The 17,781-nt window shown below is 60.9% G+C and carries 14 protein-coding genes and 1 pseudogene; 9 read left to right on the forward strand and 6 right to left on the reverse strand.

What is annotated here, in order from left to right:
- Positions 1-10: 10 nt before the first annotated feature.
- Positions 11-967: an ABC transporter substrate-binding protein gene (locus AC07OP_RS00135; RefSeq protein WP_253490110.1), complete on the reverse strand. Its 957-nt coding sequence runs from the start codon at positions 965-967 to the stop codon at positions 11-13.
- Positions 968-1,268: 301 nt separating this feature from the next.
- Between AC07OP_RS00135 and AC07OP_RS00140 the strand changes: the two genes are divergently transcribed.
- From AC07OP_RS00140 to AC07OP_RS00160, 5 genes are all read left to right on the forward strand, one after another.
- A complete protein-coding gene (locus AC07OP_RS00140) occupies positions 1,269-2,138 on the forward strand; it encodes an isocitrate lyase/PEP mutase family protein (protein ID WP_495101429.1) in 870 nt (289 codons plus the stop codon).
- 170 nt (positions 2,139-2,308) lie between these two features.
- Positions 2,309-4,051 (forward strand): HsdM family class I SAM-dependent methyltransferase, encoded by a 1,743-nt coding sequence (locus AC07OP_RS00145; protein WP_495101430.1) that lies wholly within the window; start codon positions 2,309-2,311, stop codon positions 4,049-4,051.
- Complete coding sequence (locus AC07OP_RS00150; RefSeq protein WP_495101431.1) at positions 4,048-5,676, forward strand: restriction endonuclease subunit S; 1,629 nt, start codon at positions 4,048-4,050, stop codon at positions 5,674-5,676. The genes AC07OP_RS00145 and AC07OP_RS00150 overlap by 4 nt, the downstream gene beginning before the upstream one ends.
- Positions 5,677-7,533 (forward strand): AAA family ATPase, encoded by a 1,857-nt coding sequence (locus AC07OP_RS00155; protein WP_495101432.1) that lies wholly within the window; start codon positions 5,677-5,679, stop codon positions 7,531-7,533. It begins immediately after the preceding gene.
- On the forward strand, positions 7,526-8,650 hold the full coding sequence (locus AC07OP_RS00160) for a hypothetical protein (RefSeq protein ID WP_495101433.1): 1,125 nt from the start codon (positions 7,526-7,528) through the stop codon (positions 8,648-8,650). Before AC07OP_RS00155 ends, AC07OP_RS00160 begins: the two co-directional genes overlap by 8 nt.
- A gap of 38 nt (positions 8,651-8,688) precedes the next feature.
- On the opposite strand, the gene AC07OP_RS00165 is transcribed toward AC07OP_RS00160, so the two are convergent.
- The 3 genes and pseudogenes from AC07OP_RS00165 to AC07OP_RS00175 form a co-directional block, all read right to left on the reverse strand.
- Complete coding sequence (locus tag AC07OP_RS00165; protein WP_495101550.1) at positions 8,689-9,273, reverse strand: methyl-accepting chemotaxis protein; 585 nt, start codon at positions 9,271-9,273, stop codon at positions 8,689-8,691.
- 3 nt (positions 9,274-9,276) lie between these two features.
- Positions 9,277-10,044: pseudogene (locus AC07OP_RS00170) on the reverse strand (PAS domain-containing protein); the annotation flags it as partial.
- Between the two features lie 124 nt (positions 10,045-10,168).
- The gene (locus AC07OP_RS00175) at positions 10,169-10,657 is read right to left on the reverse strand and encodes a winged helix-turn-helix transcriptional regulator (protein ID WP_065927563.1); all 489 of its coding nucleotides are present in this window, start codon (positions 10,655-10,657) and stop codon (positions 10,169-10,171) included.
- A 107-nt stretch (positions 10,658-10,764) separates the two neighbouring features.
- Between AC07OP_RS00175 and fabF the strand changes: the two genes are divergently transcribed.
- The 3 genes from fabF to AC07OP_RS00190 all read left to right on the forward strand — a co-directional run bounded on the left by fabF (position 10,765) and on the right by AC07OP_RS00190 (position 14,536).
- Entirely contained in the window at positions 10,765-12,033 is a 1,269-nt protein-coding gene (gene fabF / locus AC07OP_RS00180; protein WP_495101434.1) for a beta-ketoacyl-ACP synthase II, read from the forward strand.
- Between the two features lie 72 nt (positions 12,034-12,105).
- Positions 12,106-12,486 (forward strand): RidA family protein, encoded by a 381-nt coding sequence (locus AC07OP_RS00185; RefSeq protein ID WP_065941458.1) that lies wholly within the window; start codon positions 12,106-12,108, stop codon positions 12,484-12,486.
- A gap of 70 nt (positions 12,487-12,556) precedes the next feature.
- Complete coding sequence (locus AC07OP_RS00190) at positions 12,557-14,536, forward strand: peptidase U32 family protein (protein WP_027605817.1); 1,980 nt, start codon at positions 12,557-12,559, stop codon at positions 14,534-14,536.
- Here the strand turns inward: AC07OP_RS00190 and AC07OP_RS00195 are convergent.
- The gene (locus tag AC07OP_RS00195; protein WP_495101435.1) at positions 14,514-15,416 is read right to left on the reverse strand and encodes a DMT family transporter; all 903 of its coding nucleotides are present in this window, start codon (positions 15,414-15,416) and stop codon (positions 14,514-14,516) included. The genes AC07OP_RS00190 and AC07OP_RS00195 overlap by 23 nt on opposite strands.
- Positions 15,417-15,525: 109 nt before the next feature.
- On the opposite strand from AC07OP_RS00195, the gene AC07OP_RS00200 reads away from it, so the two are divergent.
- Positions 15,526-15,969, forward strand: a complete 444-nt coding sequence (locus tag AC07OP_RS00200; protein WP_027605815.1) for an Lrp/AsnC family transcriptional regulator — start codon at positions 15,526-15,528, stop codon at positions 15,967-15,969.
- Positions 15,970-16,308: 339 nt separating this feature from the next.
- Here AC07OP_RS00200 and xylB read toward each other — a convergent pair whose 3' ends face one another.
- The gene (gene xylB, locus AC07OP_RS00205) at positions 16,309-17,769 is read right to left on the reverse strand and encodes a xylulokinase (protein ID WP_495101436.1); all 1,461 of its coding nucleotides are present in this window, start codon (positions 17,767-17,769) and stop codon (positions 16,309-16,311) included.
- Between the last annotated feature and the right edge of the window lie 12 nt (positions 17,770-17,781).

Raw genomic sequence — 17,781 nt, forward strand, 5'->3', positions numbered from 1 at the left:
CTTGGCGCCTTCACGGCTGGTTCTCAGCGACGGCCGGCTGCAGGGACGCCGCGAATGACTGATCGAACAGATTGGCTGCCGGGTACGACTTGACCAACCCTTGGCCGGCAAAAAAGTCCACGGTCTTTTGCGCCTCTACTGGCGACTGCGCCGTCACGGGCTCGACGGTCGTGCGCGCACGGGCAAACCAGGCCCGCGCGATACCGGCGTCCGCACGTGTACGCCTGGCCCACGCATCGGCATAGGCGTCGGTGTTGGCCGGGGTTTGGCGAGCCCAGTCACGCGCCTTTTTCAGGCGCTGGAGAAAATCGCTGATCTGCACACGCTTGGCTTCGACGGCACGGGCGTTGGCTGCAATGAAGCTCTGGGCCGGGATCAACCCGTCAGCCGTCGCGAGCACCCGCGCGCCTTGGCGTTCCTGCTGCGTAACGTAAGGTTCCCAGGTGGCGATAACGTCCACCGAGCCGCCTTCCAAGGCATGGGAGGCATCCAGCGCACTGAGGTAGCGCAACTCCAGTGAATCCGATGGCACGCCGGCTTTATCCAGCGCAGTCAACAACAGTTGCTGGCTCCAGGAGCCTTTCCAGATGGCCGCACGCTTGCCTGCAAGGTCTGCAAGGCTCCTGATCGGCGAATCGTTTTTCACCAGAATGGCCACGCCGTCGAGATTTTGCCGACTGACCGCAATCACCTTGATAGGCGCGCCTAATGCGCCCAGGAACAGCACGGGCGCATCACCCAGCAAGCCAATGTCCAGGCTGCCGACGTTGAGTGCTTCGGCAACCGGCGACCCGGCGGTGAACTGCTTCCATTCAAGGGTATAGGGCAGGTTTTCAAGCACCCCCGCCGCTTCCATCGCGGCCTGGGCGTTGTAGCTTTGGTCGCCCACCACCAGCGTTTGCGCATTCGCGGTCAGGCACAGCAATACGGCCGCCAACCCGGCCGCCAGTCTCGTCAGGTAACGCACGTTCGTCTCCAGATGCCTTGTCAGGCCGTTCAAGTCGATCCGCGCGTACGGTCTCGGTAGTGTTCACAGGAATAATCTGCCCACACCATAAGGACCGGACTGCCTGCTGTAAACTTCTTATAATGCATAACGTAATTCTATAATAATGCGTAATAAGCATTTTAAGGCCGGCGTGCACCATCTGTTTCCAGCATACCCCATGCTCAAACGTCATAATCCCCGCCCCGCCTGCATGGTAATCTCGCGCGACCACGAATAGACATAGATCGTCACATGACGATGACCAGAGCCAGGAAAGAACATGCCCAAAAAATCTCACTCGACGCTGCGCCGCAACTTCCGCGAACTGCTGGCCAAGCCGAGCTGCGTTGAAACCGCTTCCGTATTCGACCCCATGTCCGCCCGTATCGCGGCAGACCTGGGGTTTGAGGTGGGTATCCTGGGAGGGTCAGTTGCGTCGTTGCAGGTATTGGCAGCACCCGATTTTGCCTTGATCACGCTGAGTGAGTTCGTCGAGCAGGCTACCCGTATCGGCCGCGTCGCCCAATTGCCTTTTATTGCCGATGCCGACCACGGTTACGGCAATGCACTCAACGTGATGCGCACCGTCGAAGAGCTTGAGCGCGCCGGCGTTGCGGCATTGACGATTGAAGACACGCTGCTGCCTGCACAATTCGGGCGTAAATCCACCGACCTGATTTCCATCCAGGAAGGCATCGGCAAGGTCCGCGCCGCCCTGGAAGCCCGTGTCGATCCTGAACTGTCGATCATCGCCCGGACCAACGCCGGCGTGTTGTCCACCGAAGCGGTGATCGAGCGCACCCTGGCTTATCAGAAAGCCGGCGCCGACGGCATCTGCATGGTGGGTGTCAGCGACTTCGAGCACCTGGAGAAGATCGCGGAAAACCTCACCGTGCCGCTGATGCTGGTGACCTACGGCAACCCCAAGCTCCATGACGCCCAACGCCTGGCCAGCCTAGGCGTGCGCGTGGTAGTTGCCGGTCATGGTGCGTATTTTGCGGCGATCAAGGCCACCTACGACAGCCTGCGTGCCCAGCGTCAGTTGACCCACAGCACCTCGAACCTCAGCGCTACCGAACTGACCCATACCTACACGTTGCCAGAGAGCTATGTGGCGTGGGCTGAAGAGTTCATGGATGTGAAAGAGTAATCCCGAACCACCACCCTCCTTGCCTGGGTTGACTGACCCATCCACCTGCCCAGGCTTGGGCTTGCCCTTAGCCTGGTCCTGCCTTCAATTCTCCCGCCTTGGCTGCCAATTCTGGCCATTTGCCTCTATGCTTGCCGGCTTGACCGCCACACCTATCGAAAAGGACTCCGATGTCGACTGAACACGCCCCTAATCAAGCCGTCGCGCTGTGGAATATCCTCGTGGCCTCCGGTCTCGCGTCTTCGCCTCAGGTCGCTGTCGAGCAAATTGCCTGCCTGATTCTGATCAAGTATCTGGAGCACCTACGGTTTGATCGGTCCTGGACCGCGCTGCTGGAGAGCGCCGACCCCGCTCCCCTCCTCGCGGGCAATGTCTTTCGGCGCCTGCGGGACTATGAAGCGATCCACGATGTGACCGACAAGGTGCGCCTGGACTTGAATGGGCTGTTCAGCGACGCCTATTTCCAGTTGGAATCCTCCAAACCCGAAGCCTTGCTCATGCTGTTGAAGGCCGTGGACGGGCTGTTCAACTTCGTTGAAAAAAGAACGCTTACAGCCCCGTCGGCCGGCAAGGCGTTCGATGATCTGCTCAAGCTCGCCGCCGTGGGTGGAAATTCGCTGAATACCACGCCGCCGCGACTGTCGCGATTTATCGTGTCGTTGTTGGACCCCACACCCGGTGCTCGCTTGATCGATCCCGCTGTGGGCACGGCGCGGTTATTGCTCGACGCCGAGCACTACATGATGAATAGCGGCAGCAAAGCTTCGCGCAGGATCCCTGTGGGCATCGACGTAGACAAGTCAATGGCGCGCATCGGCTGGATGAGCATGCTCTTGCACAAGCTCAATCCCACGCAGTTGCACACCGGTAACAGTGTTTCCCGACTGCTCGACGGTCAGGCCGTCAAAAGGTTGCTGCAAAGCGCTCATTACGATTATGTCCTGTGTGACCTGCCACTGGGCAACGTAGGTGATGATGCCCTGCCGGCCAGTGCGGGTTACCTGCCGCCTAGCGCATTCAGTGAAAAAGATAAACTCACCCGCCGGTTGGAGCTGCTGTTCATTTGGCGCTCCCTTGACTTGCTTAAAATCAAAGGCCGTGCCGCCTTGATCGTGCCCCAGGGCGTGCTCTACGGAACCACGCGAGCACAGCGCCGATTGCGCCACGAGTTGCTCGTGCGGCATGCCGTCGAGGGGGTGATTCTGCTGCCGCCCGGAACACTGCCACAAGTCTCTACCCCCGTCGCCTTGCTGATCTTCAAGAAAGTCCAGAGTTCGGAGCATGCCTCAGCGCTGGACACCCACACCGCCCCCAAGACCGGCAGCGTGTGGTTTTACGAAGTCGGGGACGACAAGAACGACCTGTACGACGCCATGGTGCACTTTCGGCGGCGAAATAAGCGGTTGGAAAGCGGTGTGTATTATCAGCCTCTGGATGGGACAAAACAGGCCACTCGCGACTACTTTGTGAACGAAGTCATCGCGCTGTCTACAAACGACCTGGATGGCAGTGCTCCGGGTCGTCAGTTCATGCAGTTCTTCCCAAGCCGGGCCAGCGTTACCAAGCAATGGCGAGTGCCTGTTCGCGAGTGGGTGCCCAACCCCGAATGGCAGGACCTTACCGGTCAAATCAAGGGTTCCCACGACGAGGCCCGACGCGTGCGTCCGGAATACGCGGCAGAGATGGCGCGGCAACTCTATGTCGACGGCGTCCTGCAGGAGGGTTTCCTGGCCCCCCACTGTATCGAGGCCAACCAATGGAGCCTGGATCTCAATGATTACCGCTGGCCTGAAGCGCCGAGGGTTCCTGAGGGCGCCAGCACGCTGGAGCTGCTTGATGAGCTTTGCGCGATAGAACAAAGCATTCTCGACCGGTTAGGCGACTTACGTGGGCTGCTGGAGGCAGGCCAATGAGTGCCGTTTCCCGTTGGCGGGAAATGCCGTTGCTGCAGGTGTGCAAGCTCAACCCGAGGCACAGCCTGCCCGCCGATGAATTGTCGGTCGACTACGTCGACTACGCGGGAATTGACGATGAAACCGGCGAAATCCTGAACACCAACCAGCGCTTGTTGGCCGACGTCCCTGAAGGCACCGCCATGTTTTGCCAGGGCGATGTGTTGTTTGCCGGCGTCACGTCAGGGCGTTGGATTTCGGCGGTGGTCGGCGACTTGCCACAGGGGGTGGGATTCGGCCCCCAGATGAGCGTTCTACGCCCAGGCCCCCAACTCTCTGCCCACTATCTCTGGCATTTCTTCCAACAACCTTGGCTCCGGCAACTCGCCGCACGCAGTAACACCTCAACGCGCAGCCAGCCCACCTTGTCCCATGGCTTTTTTCGCAACCTGCACATTGCGCTGCCCTCAATCGACGAGCAGCGGTATATCGTCGACTCGCTTGAGCAAGCGAGTGTCCGTCCCTATCGCGAAGCCGTAAACAGAGCCCACCACCTCAAGCGCGAACTGGCAACGCGGCTCATGTTGCCGCCTGCCGGGACAACAGGGCCAGACTGGGCACTGCTGACGTTGGCTGACATCGTTTGGATCAACCCTCACGATGACGGGGCCAAGGCTGGGTACGCAGCGGATACCGAGGTGGCGTTCTTTGCCCACCGGGATCTTTTGATGTCCCACCTACGGCCAACCTTGGTGCGTTTACACGACATGCCCAATCCCGGCCGTGAAGTTCGCACTGGTGACCTGTTGCTCGGAGCACATCCCGACCGGGTTACCTATGGCCAAGTGGGCGTTGTGCCCAAGGGGGATATGCCGAAATTCGCCTCGCGCACATTGACTGTCTTGCGTCCAAAGGATGAGGTTTGCGCTGACTACCTCGCGTCGTTGTTCCGATCGGCCTGGTTCGACCTGACCGTAACGACCGAACGGCCTCTCGATGAAAAGTATCTGGGGCGCATGAAGGTTGCACTGCCAACTCGGGCCGAGCAGCGCCGCATTCTTGGAATACTTGACGCGGTGCCTGTGACCGCGCTTGCGCAGGCCAAGAAAAAGTCCCGTGTTCTCTATCATGCAATCGCTAGGGACGCCTTCGACGGCAAGTTGTCCGCACGTTGGCGCGCGCCTTCACCGCCGTATGTGGCGCTATCGGTACCCGACGATGAAATCGACGCCAGTGAGGTTTCACCGGTCTTATCCAGCGCATTCAGGCGTGCCTACCGCACCACGGCGACTGAACAACTCTCCTTGCTCCAACGCCTGGTATGGCGCGGCCTGCGTGGACGCCGCCAGGCGCTGATTGTCGACGACCCTGAAAGCTTCGACGCCTTCTGCACCTCGCACGCCTTGAACCCTCTGCATGAATACGTCAGTCCAAGCCAGATCCGCCGGACCTTGGAACAACTCTGCGCGCTGGGCTTGATCCAGCACATCAGCCTTCCGCCCCGTGGCCAGGGCGATGCAGCGCCCTATCTGGCAGCGTTCCGCGCCTATCGGCAGAGCGCGGACGGGCACGTAAAAGACGGCCTGGCATCACGGGATGCCAAAGCATTGAGAGCGAGCATTCTCGAAGCCGAGTTGGGGTTATAAATGCGCCTGCGTTATCTGAGTATCGACCGTTACCCTCCACTGTCCCACGTAAAGATCAGTTTCTCGAACAAGGCCCCTTGGCCGGTGCTGGGTGATGAAACCAACCGCTGCGGGATCCATTTCATCGCCGGGCTTAACGGAAGTGGCAAGAGCCATCTGCTCAGGGCGATTTCCGCAATCTTCCTGGCAATGGCGGACGGGCAGCTCCCGGGTTTTCCCTTTACGCTGATCTATGAGTTGGGCGCGGATGAACAGTTTTCCGAAATCGTCTTCGACAACCCTGGCAAAAAAAGCGAAGCGGCCATCTGGCAACGCACGGAGAATCCTTTTCCCAAGCATTGCGCCGAAGCCACGTTCACCCAGTGCCTTGCCGCGTTGCGCAAGGGTGAGCATGAGTCACTTGGATTCGTCACGCGGGTACCCAGGGGCAGCTTCCCCCAGGGCGTAAAAGATCTGCTGCCCAAGGTCCTGGCCTACACATCCGGGTCGTGGAGGCCCTGGCAAGCCATCTGGCAGCCACCGCTCAGCGCCGATGCGCTCCCCGATATCAACGATCAGGAGCTCTACGGCCAGGGCATGGAGCGCCCGGCCGGCTGGACTCATTACGACGAGAGCAGCGTTCGGCTCACCGAGTTGCCGAGCCCGCCAACCAGCCCCTTGGAGTATACCAACCGGGATGCCAGTGACCTGCTCAGTCGGCCATTCCTGCTGAGCGACAATCGTCCTGATGCAGCCCTGCTGGCGGTGGCGCTGCACGATAGCCTGGTTACCCGCAACGGCCAGGGAGAGCCTCGGTTGGCCGCGCTGCTGCAAACAGCAGGCTGGCATCAATTGGTCAGTGTGGGCCTGCTGATTGACTTGGATAAAGTGAAGGACGCGCCGCCCGCGTTCCAGAAAAAAATCCATGACCTGCTGCTGATGGCCGGTGATGTGATTGCAATCCCCCATCCGAATCGCTCCTTGCGCAGGGTTTATTTCGATATCGAAGGAGATGTGCCTGCTACGCGAACGTCCTGTTTCGACGCACGCTTTCACAACCAGGGCATTCAACATCAGGGCGACGTACTGGCGCTGATGCTTGGGGAAGCCAGCCAAAGTCCATTCAGTCGCTTCCATGAGTTGATCCGCTGGATGGCCCTGGGCTTGGTTGGCGATCTTGAGATGTGCATTCGTCGCGATGGCAAAACCAGTCGCGAAGACGCCCTCCACGACCAAGGCATCATGGCCTACAGCGAAATGTCGGACGGCGAACAGATGGTCCTGCGGCGCTGGGCGCTGTTTTATCTGCTGGCCGGCGAGCCGGATGCGCTGTTGCTGTTGGACGAACCCGAGACCCATTTCAATGACAGCTGGAAGCGCGAAATTGTCAGCATCATCGAGCACGCCATGGGCAGGGACAACAGCGCCGTGCTGGTGGCCAGCCATTCGTCAATTGTGTTGTCCGACGTGTTTGACGAGGAAGTCATTTTCATCGCCAAGGACAGCGTCGGCCACTCCCGCGCCGGCACATTGAAAACACGCACCTTCGGCACCGAGCCTGGGGCGCTGTTGATGTCGGTGTTCAAGGCCAAGGACAGCATCGGTTCACGGGCGAAGGCTCGCATCGAGAAATTCCTGGACGAGGTGAAAGGTATCGAAGTGCCGCTGGCTGAGGACATTGCCCGCGTCGAAACCTTGATTGCGCACCTGGGCACGGGTTTCCACCGTTCGGAACTGCGGGTGCTGTTAAACCGCTGGAAGGAAGATGACGAGGTCAGGGCATTGAAGCAACTGCTGCCAAGCTTGAAAGACGGTGCGATGCGCAACGGTGTCCTTGAGTTGCTCAAGCAACATTACGAGGGCAAATCGGGTGCTTAAGCCGATTCAATACAGCAAGTGGGCACCGGCGTTGGCAGCCTGCCAGAAAATGATGCACACCTTTGCCTTGTGGTTGTGTGAACCCACGGTCCACAGCGGCCGACTCACTGAAGCAGAACTCATCAAGGCACTGGGCACGCGGATCGAGGGTAAATGGCTCTGGCACTTTCTGGGGCGAAAGGTGGGTAAAACACCGCTGTTGACGCACGCCATTCGATTGGCCGATCTCAGCGTCAGCGACAAAAACAACCTGAAACAGTGGGTGATGAAAACCAGCGATGTGTCGGGCTATTTTTCATTGGCGCCCAACACCCCTGTGCTCCCGATCAAAAAACCATTCCAGACCGATGCCGACTGGGACGCGCTGCAAATACTGATGGAAGCGTTCTACTCGCCAGGGTTGCGCAAGGGATTGCCCTATGGTGTCGCGGGCAATGTCACTGACGACAAGCCCAGCCAGGTTACCTACGAGTTCTTCAAGCAGGACTTTCAGCAGATTCACAAAGTCGACGACCATCCCGATGCTCGCGAGGCGTGCGTAGTGTGTGGGGATGAACTGGGCAAGGCGCATGTGGATCACTGGGTAGCCAAAGCGCAATTCCCGATGTTGTCAGTGTGCAAAGACAACCTCATCCCCATGTGCGACGACTGCAACGAAGCCCCGAATAAAGGAACGGACAAGGTCCACACAGATGGCTCGTTTCAAGAGTGGTTCCATCCCTACAAACGGCCACCGGCGGGAAAGTTTGCGCTGAAGCTGCTGCCGGTCGACCTTAAGGTTGAACTGGAAAGCATCGACCCGATTGATGCACCAAGGGTTGTCAACCTGAATGGCGTGTTCAATCTGAGCGAACGCTGGAGCAAAGAAGTGCGCGCCGAATACCGTCGGGTCCAGCGCTGGCTGGAGCGCTGGCAGGTGGATAAAAAGGCCGCCCTGACAACCCAGGAACTTGATCGGGAAGTGTTGGATATGGCCAAGCGTCTTTGCGCGGCAGAACCCAATCATGCCGTGCATCAGGCATTGTTTGAGGTGATCTGCGATCCAGCTCGACTGCTGGCGTGGCAGACCGAGCTAAAAGCTGACTTCGAGGAGAAAGTAGCACTGGGCCTGGTCTGAGCCCTGCCCGTGCAGGTAAGCCTGTCGGTACGCGGGAATTATCCCACCCAGCCGACAGCCGTCTTGGGAATAACCTCCGACTCATCCAGTTTCGACGCAAACATACTCACGGCCTGCACCGCATCACTGGTGCTGGTGCGGATCTGCAAAATCACCGAACCCGCCTGGTCCGCCAGGTTCACGCCACGCTGCGCGCCTTCCTGGGTGGCGCTCATGCTGGCCACCGCGTCGCGGGTTTCCGAAAGGATCATGCCGATCATTTCAGAGATCTCCGCCGTGGAGCGGCTGGTACGCCCGGCGAGTTGCCTGACCTCGTCGGCCACCACCGCAAAACCACGGCCCTGATCCCCCGCGCGGGCGGCCTCGATCGCCGCGTTGAGCGCCAGCAGGTTGGTCTGGTCGGCGATACCGCGAATGGTGTTGACGATGGCGGTGATTTGCTCGGAACGATCACCCAGTTGGCCGACCAGCCGTGCGGACGCGCCGATGTTGTCGGCGATCCGACGCATTTCACTGGCGGTCTCCTGGATGACCTGGGTACCGTGCTCGGCAAACCGCTCGGTCTCGGACGAAATATGGTAGGCGCGAGAGGCGCCACGCGAGTCTTCCTCGAACTTTTCCACGCGCTCGGTAATGTCGCTGGCAAACTTGACGATTTTGATCAGTGTGCCATCGCCGTCATAGACCGGGTTGTAACTGGCCTCGAGCCAGACCACCCGGCCCTGTTTGCCCAGGCGCTTGAACTGCCCGGTGAAGAATTCACCGTTGTTCAAACGGCGCCAGAAGTCCGCGTACTCATGGCTGTTGACCAAGGCCGGTTCGCAAAACTGACGGTGGTGCTTGCCCTTAATATCCGCCAGCGAATAGCCCATGACGTTCAGGAAGTTCGCGTTGGCATCCAGCACCTGGCCGTTCAAATCGAACTCGATCACCGCCATGGCACGATCCACCGCAGTCAATTTGCTGCGGGTGGCGGCCTCTTGTTCGACCTTGGCGGTGACGTCCAGGGCGTACTTGACCACTTTCAGCACTTGGCCACGCTCATCCAGTACCGGGTTGTAGCTGGCTTCCAACCAGATGGTCTTGCCGTGGGCATCCACGCGTTTGAAGGTGCCCGACACGAACTTACCGGCCTTGAGCTCACCCCAGAACTGGCTGTAGGCCAGGCTGTTGGTCAGCGCCGGCAAGCAAAAGTCCCGGTGGGATTTGCTCGCCAATTGGTCGCGACTGTAGCCCAGGGTTTTCAGGAAGTTATCGTTGGCACGCAGGACCTTGCCGTTGAGGTCGAATTCGACGACCGCCATGGAGCGTTCCAGGGCGCTGATCAGTCCTTTGTACTCGGTGACTTCGGCCGTCCTGGCCGCCAGTTCGGTTTTGAGTGTTGTATTGAACATGACGAGCCCTCAGCCGTGCGGAAAAACCTGTGTCTTGACTCGCTATCGGCTGGGAAATACGCGACTTTAAGGGGCGCAGCAGGATTATTTTCTGACGTCAAATTATTGCTTGAGCCCGCAGGATTCAAGGCTTTGCGGCAAGCGAAGCCAAGCGCTCCCGCATACCGGTACTGGCCGCCGGGCCGGCCTGCAACACACAGTCCTCCAACGGCACGATGTGTCCCTCTGCACTCGCCAACATCGGCTGCACCGGCCGCCCCGTGTCCCGCTCGACCAACTCGACACTGGTGCCTTCTTCGGCGTAATGCCGGTTGCCCCACGCCACCAGCGACATCAGCACCATGCGGAAATCCTCGCCCTTGGCGGTCGGCACATATTCATAGCGCGGCGGCCGCTCACTGTAGGCCCTGCGCTCCAGCATCCCCGCCTCCACCAACGCTGTCAGGCGGCGCGTGAGCATGTTCGGCGCGATGCCCAGGCTGCGCGAGAACTCATCGAAGCGGCGCAGCCCCTGCAACGCGTCGCGCATGATCAGGATGCTCCACCACTCCCCTACCCGTTCGAGGCTGCGGGCGATGGGGCATTCGTCGCGGGTCAGGGACTTGCGTTGCATAAAGGTTCCTAGGGGCCGGTGCACAGTTGTGTGACGCCATGTTACTTTCATCATGATAGTGACGTCCATAGAGTCTGAACCCTCAATGCAACCGGAGTCGATTGATCATGAGTAAACGTATCGTTGTGACAGGCATGGGTGCGCTGACACCGTTGGGCGCTGACGTGGAGTCAACCTGGAAACGCCTGTTGAACGGGCAGTCGGGCATTCGTCGCCTGCCTGAAGAACTGATCGGCGACCTGGCCATCAGCATCGGCGGCCAAGTGCAGAGCGTGCTGCAGGACCCTGAAGCCGGGTTCGATCCTGATCGCCTGCTGGCGGCAAAAGAGCAGCGCAAGATGGACCGTTTTATCCTGTTCGCCCTGGCGGCGGCCGACGAAGCCCTGAAGCAGGCCGGCTGGGCCCCGAACACCGCGCAGCAGCAGGAACGCACCGCCACCATTATTGCCTCGGGCGTCGGCGGTTTTCCGGCCATCGCCGAGGCGGTACGTACCACCGACAGCAAGGGGCCGCGACGTTTGTCGCCGTTCACCATCCCATCGTTCCTGAGCAACATGGCCGCCGGGCATGTGTCGATCAACTATGGCTTGAAAGGCCCGCTGGGAGCGCCGGTCACGGCCTGCGCGGCGGGGGTGCAGGCCATTGGCGACGCCGCGCGGATAATCCGTGCGGGCGAAGTGGATGTGGCAGTGTGCGGGGGCGCCGAAGCGGCGATCCACCGGGTCAGCCTGGGCGGCTTCGCGGCGGCGCGGGCCTTGTCCAGCGCCTTCAACGACGCCCCCGAGCGCGCCTCGCGCCCGTTCGATCAAGCGCGTGACGGCTTTGTGATGGGCGAAGGCGCCGGCATCCTGGTCATCGAGGAGCTGGAACACGCCCTGGCACGCGGTGCCCGGCCTATTGCCGAATTGGTGGGCTATGGCACCAGTGCCGATGCCTACCATATGACCGCCGGCCCGGAAGACGGCGACGGTGCGCGCCGGGCGATGACGCAGGCGTTGCGTCAGGCGGGGATCGAGGCGTCTGCGGTGCAGTACCTGAATGCCCACGCCACCTCGACCCCGGTGGGCGACAAAGGCGAACTGGCAGCCATCAGGACCGTATTCGGTGCCGGTGGCCCCCTGGCGATCAGCTCGACCAAGTCCGCCACCGGCCACTTGCTCGGGGCAGCAGGCGGGATCGAGGCGGTCTTCACCGTACTTGCCCTGCGCGATCAGGTCGCACCGGTGACCCTCAACCTGGAACACCCGGATGACCTGGCCGAGGGCCTGGACATGGTGCGCGGTGATGCGCGGCCGATGGCGATTGAATACGCGCTGTCCAACGGCTTCGGGTTTGGTGGCGTGAATGCCAGCGTGTTGTTCCGCCGCTGGGTATAAGCCAGCGGTTTGCCCCTGGGATTGTTTTCGGGGACCATGGCGCCTTTCCGTTATTGCCAACAAGAGGCGCCCATGGCCAACCACGACCTGTCCTACACCCCCGATCCGGATGCCGACTCGATTTCCTCCGACGTTATCGGTTTCAACGGCATCCTGGTCTCCACCCAGATCCCGACCCGCGCCGACGGCAGCCTGGAACTGGGCGATATCACCCTGCAAAGCGAATGCACCCTGCAAGCGCTGAAAGTGGCCCTGGAAAAGGCCGGCAGCTCCATGGACCGGGTCATGCACCTGACCATTTATCTGACCGATATGGCCGACCGCGCCGCGTTCAATGAGGTCTACAAACGCTTTTTTGCCAAGCCCTGGCCCGTGCGCGCGGCGGTTGGCGTGGCTGCGCTGGCGGTAGACGGCATGCGCGTGGAAGTCACCGCGATGGCCGCTCAAGCCTGAAGTAATGCCGGTCGGGCATTTCACAGCTACAATGCGCGCCTCAACCGTGACAAGCCTGACTAAAAAAACTATGTCCTTGCCCAAGCATCACCTGGAATTGCTCAGCCCTGCCCGCGATGTCGCCATCGCGCGCGAGGCCATCCTGCATGGCGCCGACGCCATCTACATTGGCGGCCCGAGCTTCGGCGCGCGCCATAACGCGTGCAACGAAGTGAGCGATATCGCTCAACTGGTGGAATTCGCCCGTCGTTACCACGCCCGCGTCTTCACGACTATCAACACCATCTTGCATGACAACGAACTCGAAGCCGCGCGCAAGCTGATCCATCAGCTTTACGACGCCGGTGTCGACGCGCTGATCGTGCAGGACCTTGGGGTGATGGAGCTGGATATCCCGCCCATCGAGCTGCACGCCAGCACCCAGACCGACATCCGTACCCTGGGCCGCGCCAAGTTCCTCGACCAGGCCGGTTTTTCGCAGTTGGTGTTGGCCCGCGAGCTGAACCTGCAGGAAATCCGCGCCATCGCCGACGAGACCGATGCCGCCATCGAGTTCTTTATCCACGGTGCCCTGTGCGTGGCGTTCTCCGGGCAGTGCAATATCTCCCACGCGCAAAATGGCCGCAGCGCCAACCGTGGCGACTGCTCCCAGGCCTGCCGCTTGCCGTACACCTTGAAAGACGACCAGGGCCGCGTCGTGGCCTTTGAAAAGCACCTGCTGTCGATGAAAGACAACAACCAGAGCGCCAACCTGCGCGCGCTGGTGGAAGCCGGCGTGCGTTCGTTCAAGATCGAAGGCCGCTACAAGGACATGGGTTATGTGAAGAACATCACCGCCTATTACCGCCAGCGCCTCGACGAAATCCTCGAAGACCGTCCGGACCTGGCCCGCGCGTCCAGCGGCCGTACCGCGCACTTCTTCCTGCCCGACCCGGAAAAAACCTTCCACCGTGGCAGCACCGACTACTTTGTCAGCGACCGCAAGATCGACATCGGCGCCTTCGACACCCCGACCTTCACCGGTTTGCCGGTGGGTGTGGTGGAAAAAGCCGGCAAGCGTGACCTGCAAGTGATCACCCATGAGCCGCTGTCCAACGGCGACGGCCTCAATGTGCTGGTGAAGCGCGAAGTGGTGGGCTTCCGCGCCAACATCGCCGAGCCCAAGGGCGAGTTCGAGGAAGACGGTGAGAAGCGCTACCGCTATCGCGTCGAGCCGAATGAAATGCCGGCCGGCCTGCATCAGTTGCGCCCGAACCACCCGCTGAACCGCAACCTCGACCACAACTGGCAGCAGGCGTTGCTCAAGACTTCGGCCGAACGCCGTATCGGCCTGTCATGGGTCGCACGTCTGCGCGAAGAACAGTTGGAAATCACCGCCACCAGCGAAGAAGGCATCCACGCCAGCGTCACCCTGCCCGGCCCGTTCGGCGTGGCCAACAAACCGGAACAGGCGCTGGACACCCTGCGCGACCTGCTTGGCCAACTCGGTACCACCGAGTATCACGCCACCCGCATCGAACTGGATGCACCGCAGGCGTTCTTCATTCCCAACTCGCAGCTCAAGGCATTGCGCCGCGAAGTGATCGAAGCGTTGACCGCCGCCCGTGTTGCCGCCCACCCCCGTGGCGGGCGCAAGGCCGAAACCACGCCGCCGCCGGTGTACCCGGAAGCGCACCTGTCGTTCCTGGCCAACGTCTACAACCAGAAAGCCCGCGACTTCTACCACCGTCACGGGGTGAAGCTGATCGACGCAGCCTTTGAAGCCCATGAAGAGAAAGGCGAAGTGCCGGTGATGATCACCAAGCACTGCCTGCGTTTCTCCTTCAACCTGTGCCCTAAACAGGCCAAGGGGGTGACAGGGGTGAAGACCAAGGTCGCGCCGATGCAGTTGATTCACGGCGATGAAGTGCTGACGTTGAAGTTCGACTGCAAACCCTGCGAAATGCACGTGGTGGGCAAGATCAAGGGGCATATCCTTGGGTTGCCACAACCGGGCAGTGTGGTGGAGCATTTCAACCCGGAAAATATCATCTTTCAGGGCACGCACTGACCCTATGGGAGCGGGGCCACCACCAGCCCCGCTGCAACCCCGCCGCCGCCAGCAGAATCGCCGCCACTCCCAGCCATTGCAGCCAACCCAGGCGATGCCCGAAGGCAATCCAATCGACGAAGATCGCCGCAATCGGGTAGATAAACGACAGAGCGCCAGTGATGGCGGTGGGCAGTTTCTGGATCGCGCCATACAGCAACACATACATCAAACCGGTGTGCACCACGCCGAGTGTGACCAATGCCGCCCAGGCGTTGGTGGTGACCGGCAAGCTATGCCAAGGCACCAGCGGCGCCAATAGCAGTGCGCCCGTCGTCACTTGGATCAACGCCATCAAATGCGGCGGTACGTCCTTCAAACGCTTGATGATCAGTGCGGCAATCGCGTACAGCAATGCCGCGCCCAGCGCCAGGGCGATGCCTGCAAGGTAATCGTCGCCGGTTGGCTGATCGCCATGGGCCGTGACGATCGCCAGCATTCCCAGGAACGCCACGCTCAACCACGCCAGTTTCTGCACGGTGATCTTTTCTCCCAGGAACAGCGCCGCCAGCATCACCAACATGAACGGCTGCACGTTGTACACCGCCGTGCTGATGGCGATCGAGGCGCGGGAATAGGATTCGAACAGCAGCAACCAGTTGCCGACAATCGCCACGCCACTGAGCATCGCCAGGCCGAACGTGGTCCAACTGAGCAGGTCCAGGCGCAGATAACCCAGTAGCGCGCACACCAGCAACAGGCTCAGCCCGCCGATCACGCAGCGCCAGAACACCACTTCGATCACCGATACACCGGACACCAGCACAAACCAGCCGATGGTGCCCGAGATCAGCATGGCGGCGATCATTTCCCACGAACCGCGACGGATGGATGAATCCATGATTGATGCTCCTCAAGTGAGGCTCAATTATGGCAATCTGCTGGTGAGCGGTTCCAGTGACTAAAAAAGGCAGAATCCCGGAATTACCTTTTCTTATTAGGCGAACACCATGATTGACACCATCGACCAGCAACTGATCGCCGCCTTGATGGATGACTCGCGGCTGTCCCTCAAGGCCCTGGCGGGCATCACCGGGCTGTCCTCGCCCAGTGTGGGCGAACGCCTGCGCCGCCTGGAAGAACGCGGCGTGCTGACCCACTACACCGTCGACATCGACCCCAGGCACTTCGGCTACCTGCTGCAAGCCATCGTGCGCATCCGCCCCCTGCCCGGCAAATTGCAGGAGGTGGAGCGGCAGATCCAGGCGATACCCGAATTCACCGAATGCGACAAGGTCACCGGCGAAGACTGCTTCATCGCACGCCTGCATGTGCGCACCATGGACCATCTCGACAGCCTGCTGGATCGAATCAATGCCTACGCCGAAACCAACACCGCCATCGTCAAGAAAACCCCGGTAAAGCGACGTTTGCCGCCGCTGACCAACGACTGAACCGCAACACACCGATTCTTGTGGAGAGTGGGCCGGGTGTGGTGAGCAGGCTTCCTGTGGCAAGCAGGCCTGTTGTGGTAAGTGAGCTTGTTGTGGTGAGCGGGGCTGTTGTGGTGAGCGGGCTTGCCCCGCGCTGGGGCGCGAAGCGGCCCCTAAACCTGACTACTCACTATGCCTGGATAAACGCGGTGCCTTTATTGGGGCTGCTTCGCAGCCCAGCGCGGGGCAAGCCCGCTCACCACAACAAGGCCTGCTCACCACAACAAGCTCACTCACCACAACAGGCCCGTTCACCACAACAGGTCTGCTCACCACAACAGCCCCACCCACAACAGGAGCCTAGTCGTGAAGGGCCTTTGCAGCGGGCAGCAAACTTTGAAACTTGCGATAACGCGCCGCCAACACCGGCTGCTGCATCAGGTCAGGTGTGTACCGGGCTTTAACCGGCATCCCCGCCGCGAGTAACTCAGCCCCCTGCCCCATCGCCACAAACCCGAGCTTTGCCGCGCCAATACACGCGCTCAATTCACTGCCCTGCAAGGTGAAGATTTCCCGCTGCAGGATATTCGCCAGCAGCTGCGCCCAGTACTCACTGCGCGCACCACCGCCCACCAGGGCCAAAGCGGTAACGTCGGCGCCGGTCGATTGCACCGCGCGCAACGCATCAAGCAAACCGAAACCCACCCCTTCCATCACCGCGTAACCGAGCATCGCCGGTGTGCAGTCGTGGCCCAGGTTCATGAAGCCGCCGCGCAGCAAAGGATCGTTGTGGGGTGTGCGTTCGCCGGCCAGGTACGGCAGGAACAACGGCGTCTCCAAAGGCACGTGCTGCTCAATCGGCAATTGCACCTGCACCTGCTCCAGCAACGCTTGCTCATCGGCCATACCCGTCAGCCGTGTGACCCAGCGCAGGCAACTGGCGCCGGCGAGCATGGCGCCCATGGTGTACCAGCGGTTGGGCAGCGCGTGGCAGAAGCTGTGCACTGCACTGGCCGGGTTGCCTGCAGCGTGATCGGTGATCGCAACAATGGCCGCGCTGGTGCCAAGGGTGATAAAGCCATCACCGGCGTTGACCGCGCCGATGCCGACCGCCGCCACAGGGTTGTCACCGCCACCGCCGGCAATCACCACCTCAGCTGACAGGCCCAGTCCCGTGGCCGTCAACAACGCGCTCGCGGCACCACCCTCCACCAGCCTGGGCAATTGCTCAGGCGTAAGGCCTGTAGCGCGAACCATTGGGGTAAACCATTGCCGCCGCGCCACATCCAGCCACAACGTACCCGCCGCGTCGGACATCTCGCTGATGCGCTCGCCACTCAAGCGCAAGCGCAGGTAATCCTTGGGCGACAGCACGCAGTCAATCGCCTGGAACACCTCGGGCTCATGCCGTTGCAGCCACAGCAGTTTCGGCGCGGTCAGCCCGGCCATGGGCAGGCTGCCGGTGACGTCGGCAAACTCCGCTCCAAGGCGTTCGGCTTCGGCCACAGCACGGGAGTCGTCCCACAGGATCGCCGGGTACAACACGCGGTTGTCCGCCCCCAGCAACACCGCGCCGTGCATCTGCCCCGACAGGCCGATACAGGCCACGCGGGTAAACGCCTCGTGTCCGCGCAGGTGCGCCAACGCCTGCAAGCAGGCTTGCCACCAGTCTTCCGGGGCCTGTTCAGACCAGCCGCTGTGCCGGCGCGACACGCTCAAGCGCACGCCGGCATGGGCCAGCACCGCGCCAGTGGCGTCCATGAGGATGGCTTTGAGTTCCGACGTGCCCAGGTCAATGCCCAGGGAAACAGGACTGTTCATGCGTGTGTTATT

The organism is Pseudomonas sp. GW821-FHT09D08, assembly GCF_059416305.1.

Coding starts and splice junctions, on each gene's coding strand:
- AC07OP_RS00140 (WP_495101429.1), top strand. CDS start 1,269: ATGCCCAAAAAATCTCACTCGACGCTGCGCCGCAACTTCCGCGAACTG.
- AC07OP_RS00145 (WP_495101430.1), top strand. CDS start 2,309: ATGTCGACTGAACACGCCCCTAATCAAGCCGTCGCGCTGTGGAATATC.
- AC07OP_RS00150 (WP_495101431.1), top strand. CDS start 4,048: ATGAGTGCCGTTTCCCGTTGGCGGGAAATGCCGTTGCTGCAGGTGTGC.
- AC07OP_RS00155 (WP_495101432.1), top strand. CDS start 5,677: ATGCGCCTGCGTTATCTGAGTATCGACCGTTACCCTCCACTGTCCCAC.
- AC07OP_RS00175 (WP_065927563.1), bottom strand. CDS start 10,657: ATGCAACGCAAGTCCCTGACCCGCGACGAATGCCCCATCGCCCGCAGC.
- fabF (WP_495101434.1), top strand. CDS start 10,765: ATGAGTAAACGTATCGTTGTGACAGGCATGGGTGCGCTGACACCGTTG.
- AC07OP_RS00185 (WP_065941458.1), top strand. CDS start 12,106: ATGGCCAACCACGACCTGTCCTACACCCCCGATCCGGATGCCGACTCG.
- AC07OP_RS00190 (WP_027605817.1), top strand. CDS start 12,557: ATGTCCTTGCCCAAGCATCACCTGGAATTGCTCAGCCCTGCCCGCGAT.
- AC07OP_RS00195 (WP_495101435.1), bottom strand. CDS start 15,416: ATGGATTCATCCATCCGTCGCGGTTCGTGGGAAATGATCGCCGCCATG.
- AC07OP_RS00200 (WP_027605815.1), top strand. CDS start 15,526: ATGATTGACACCATCGACCAGCAACTGATCGCCGCCTTGATGGATGAC.
- xylB (WP_495101436.1), bottom strand. CDS start 17,769: ATGAACAGTCCTGTTTCCCTGGGCATTGACCTGGGCACGTCGGAACTC.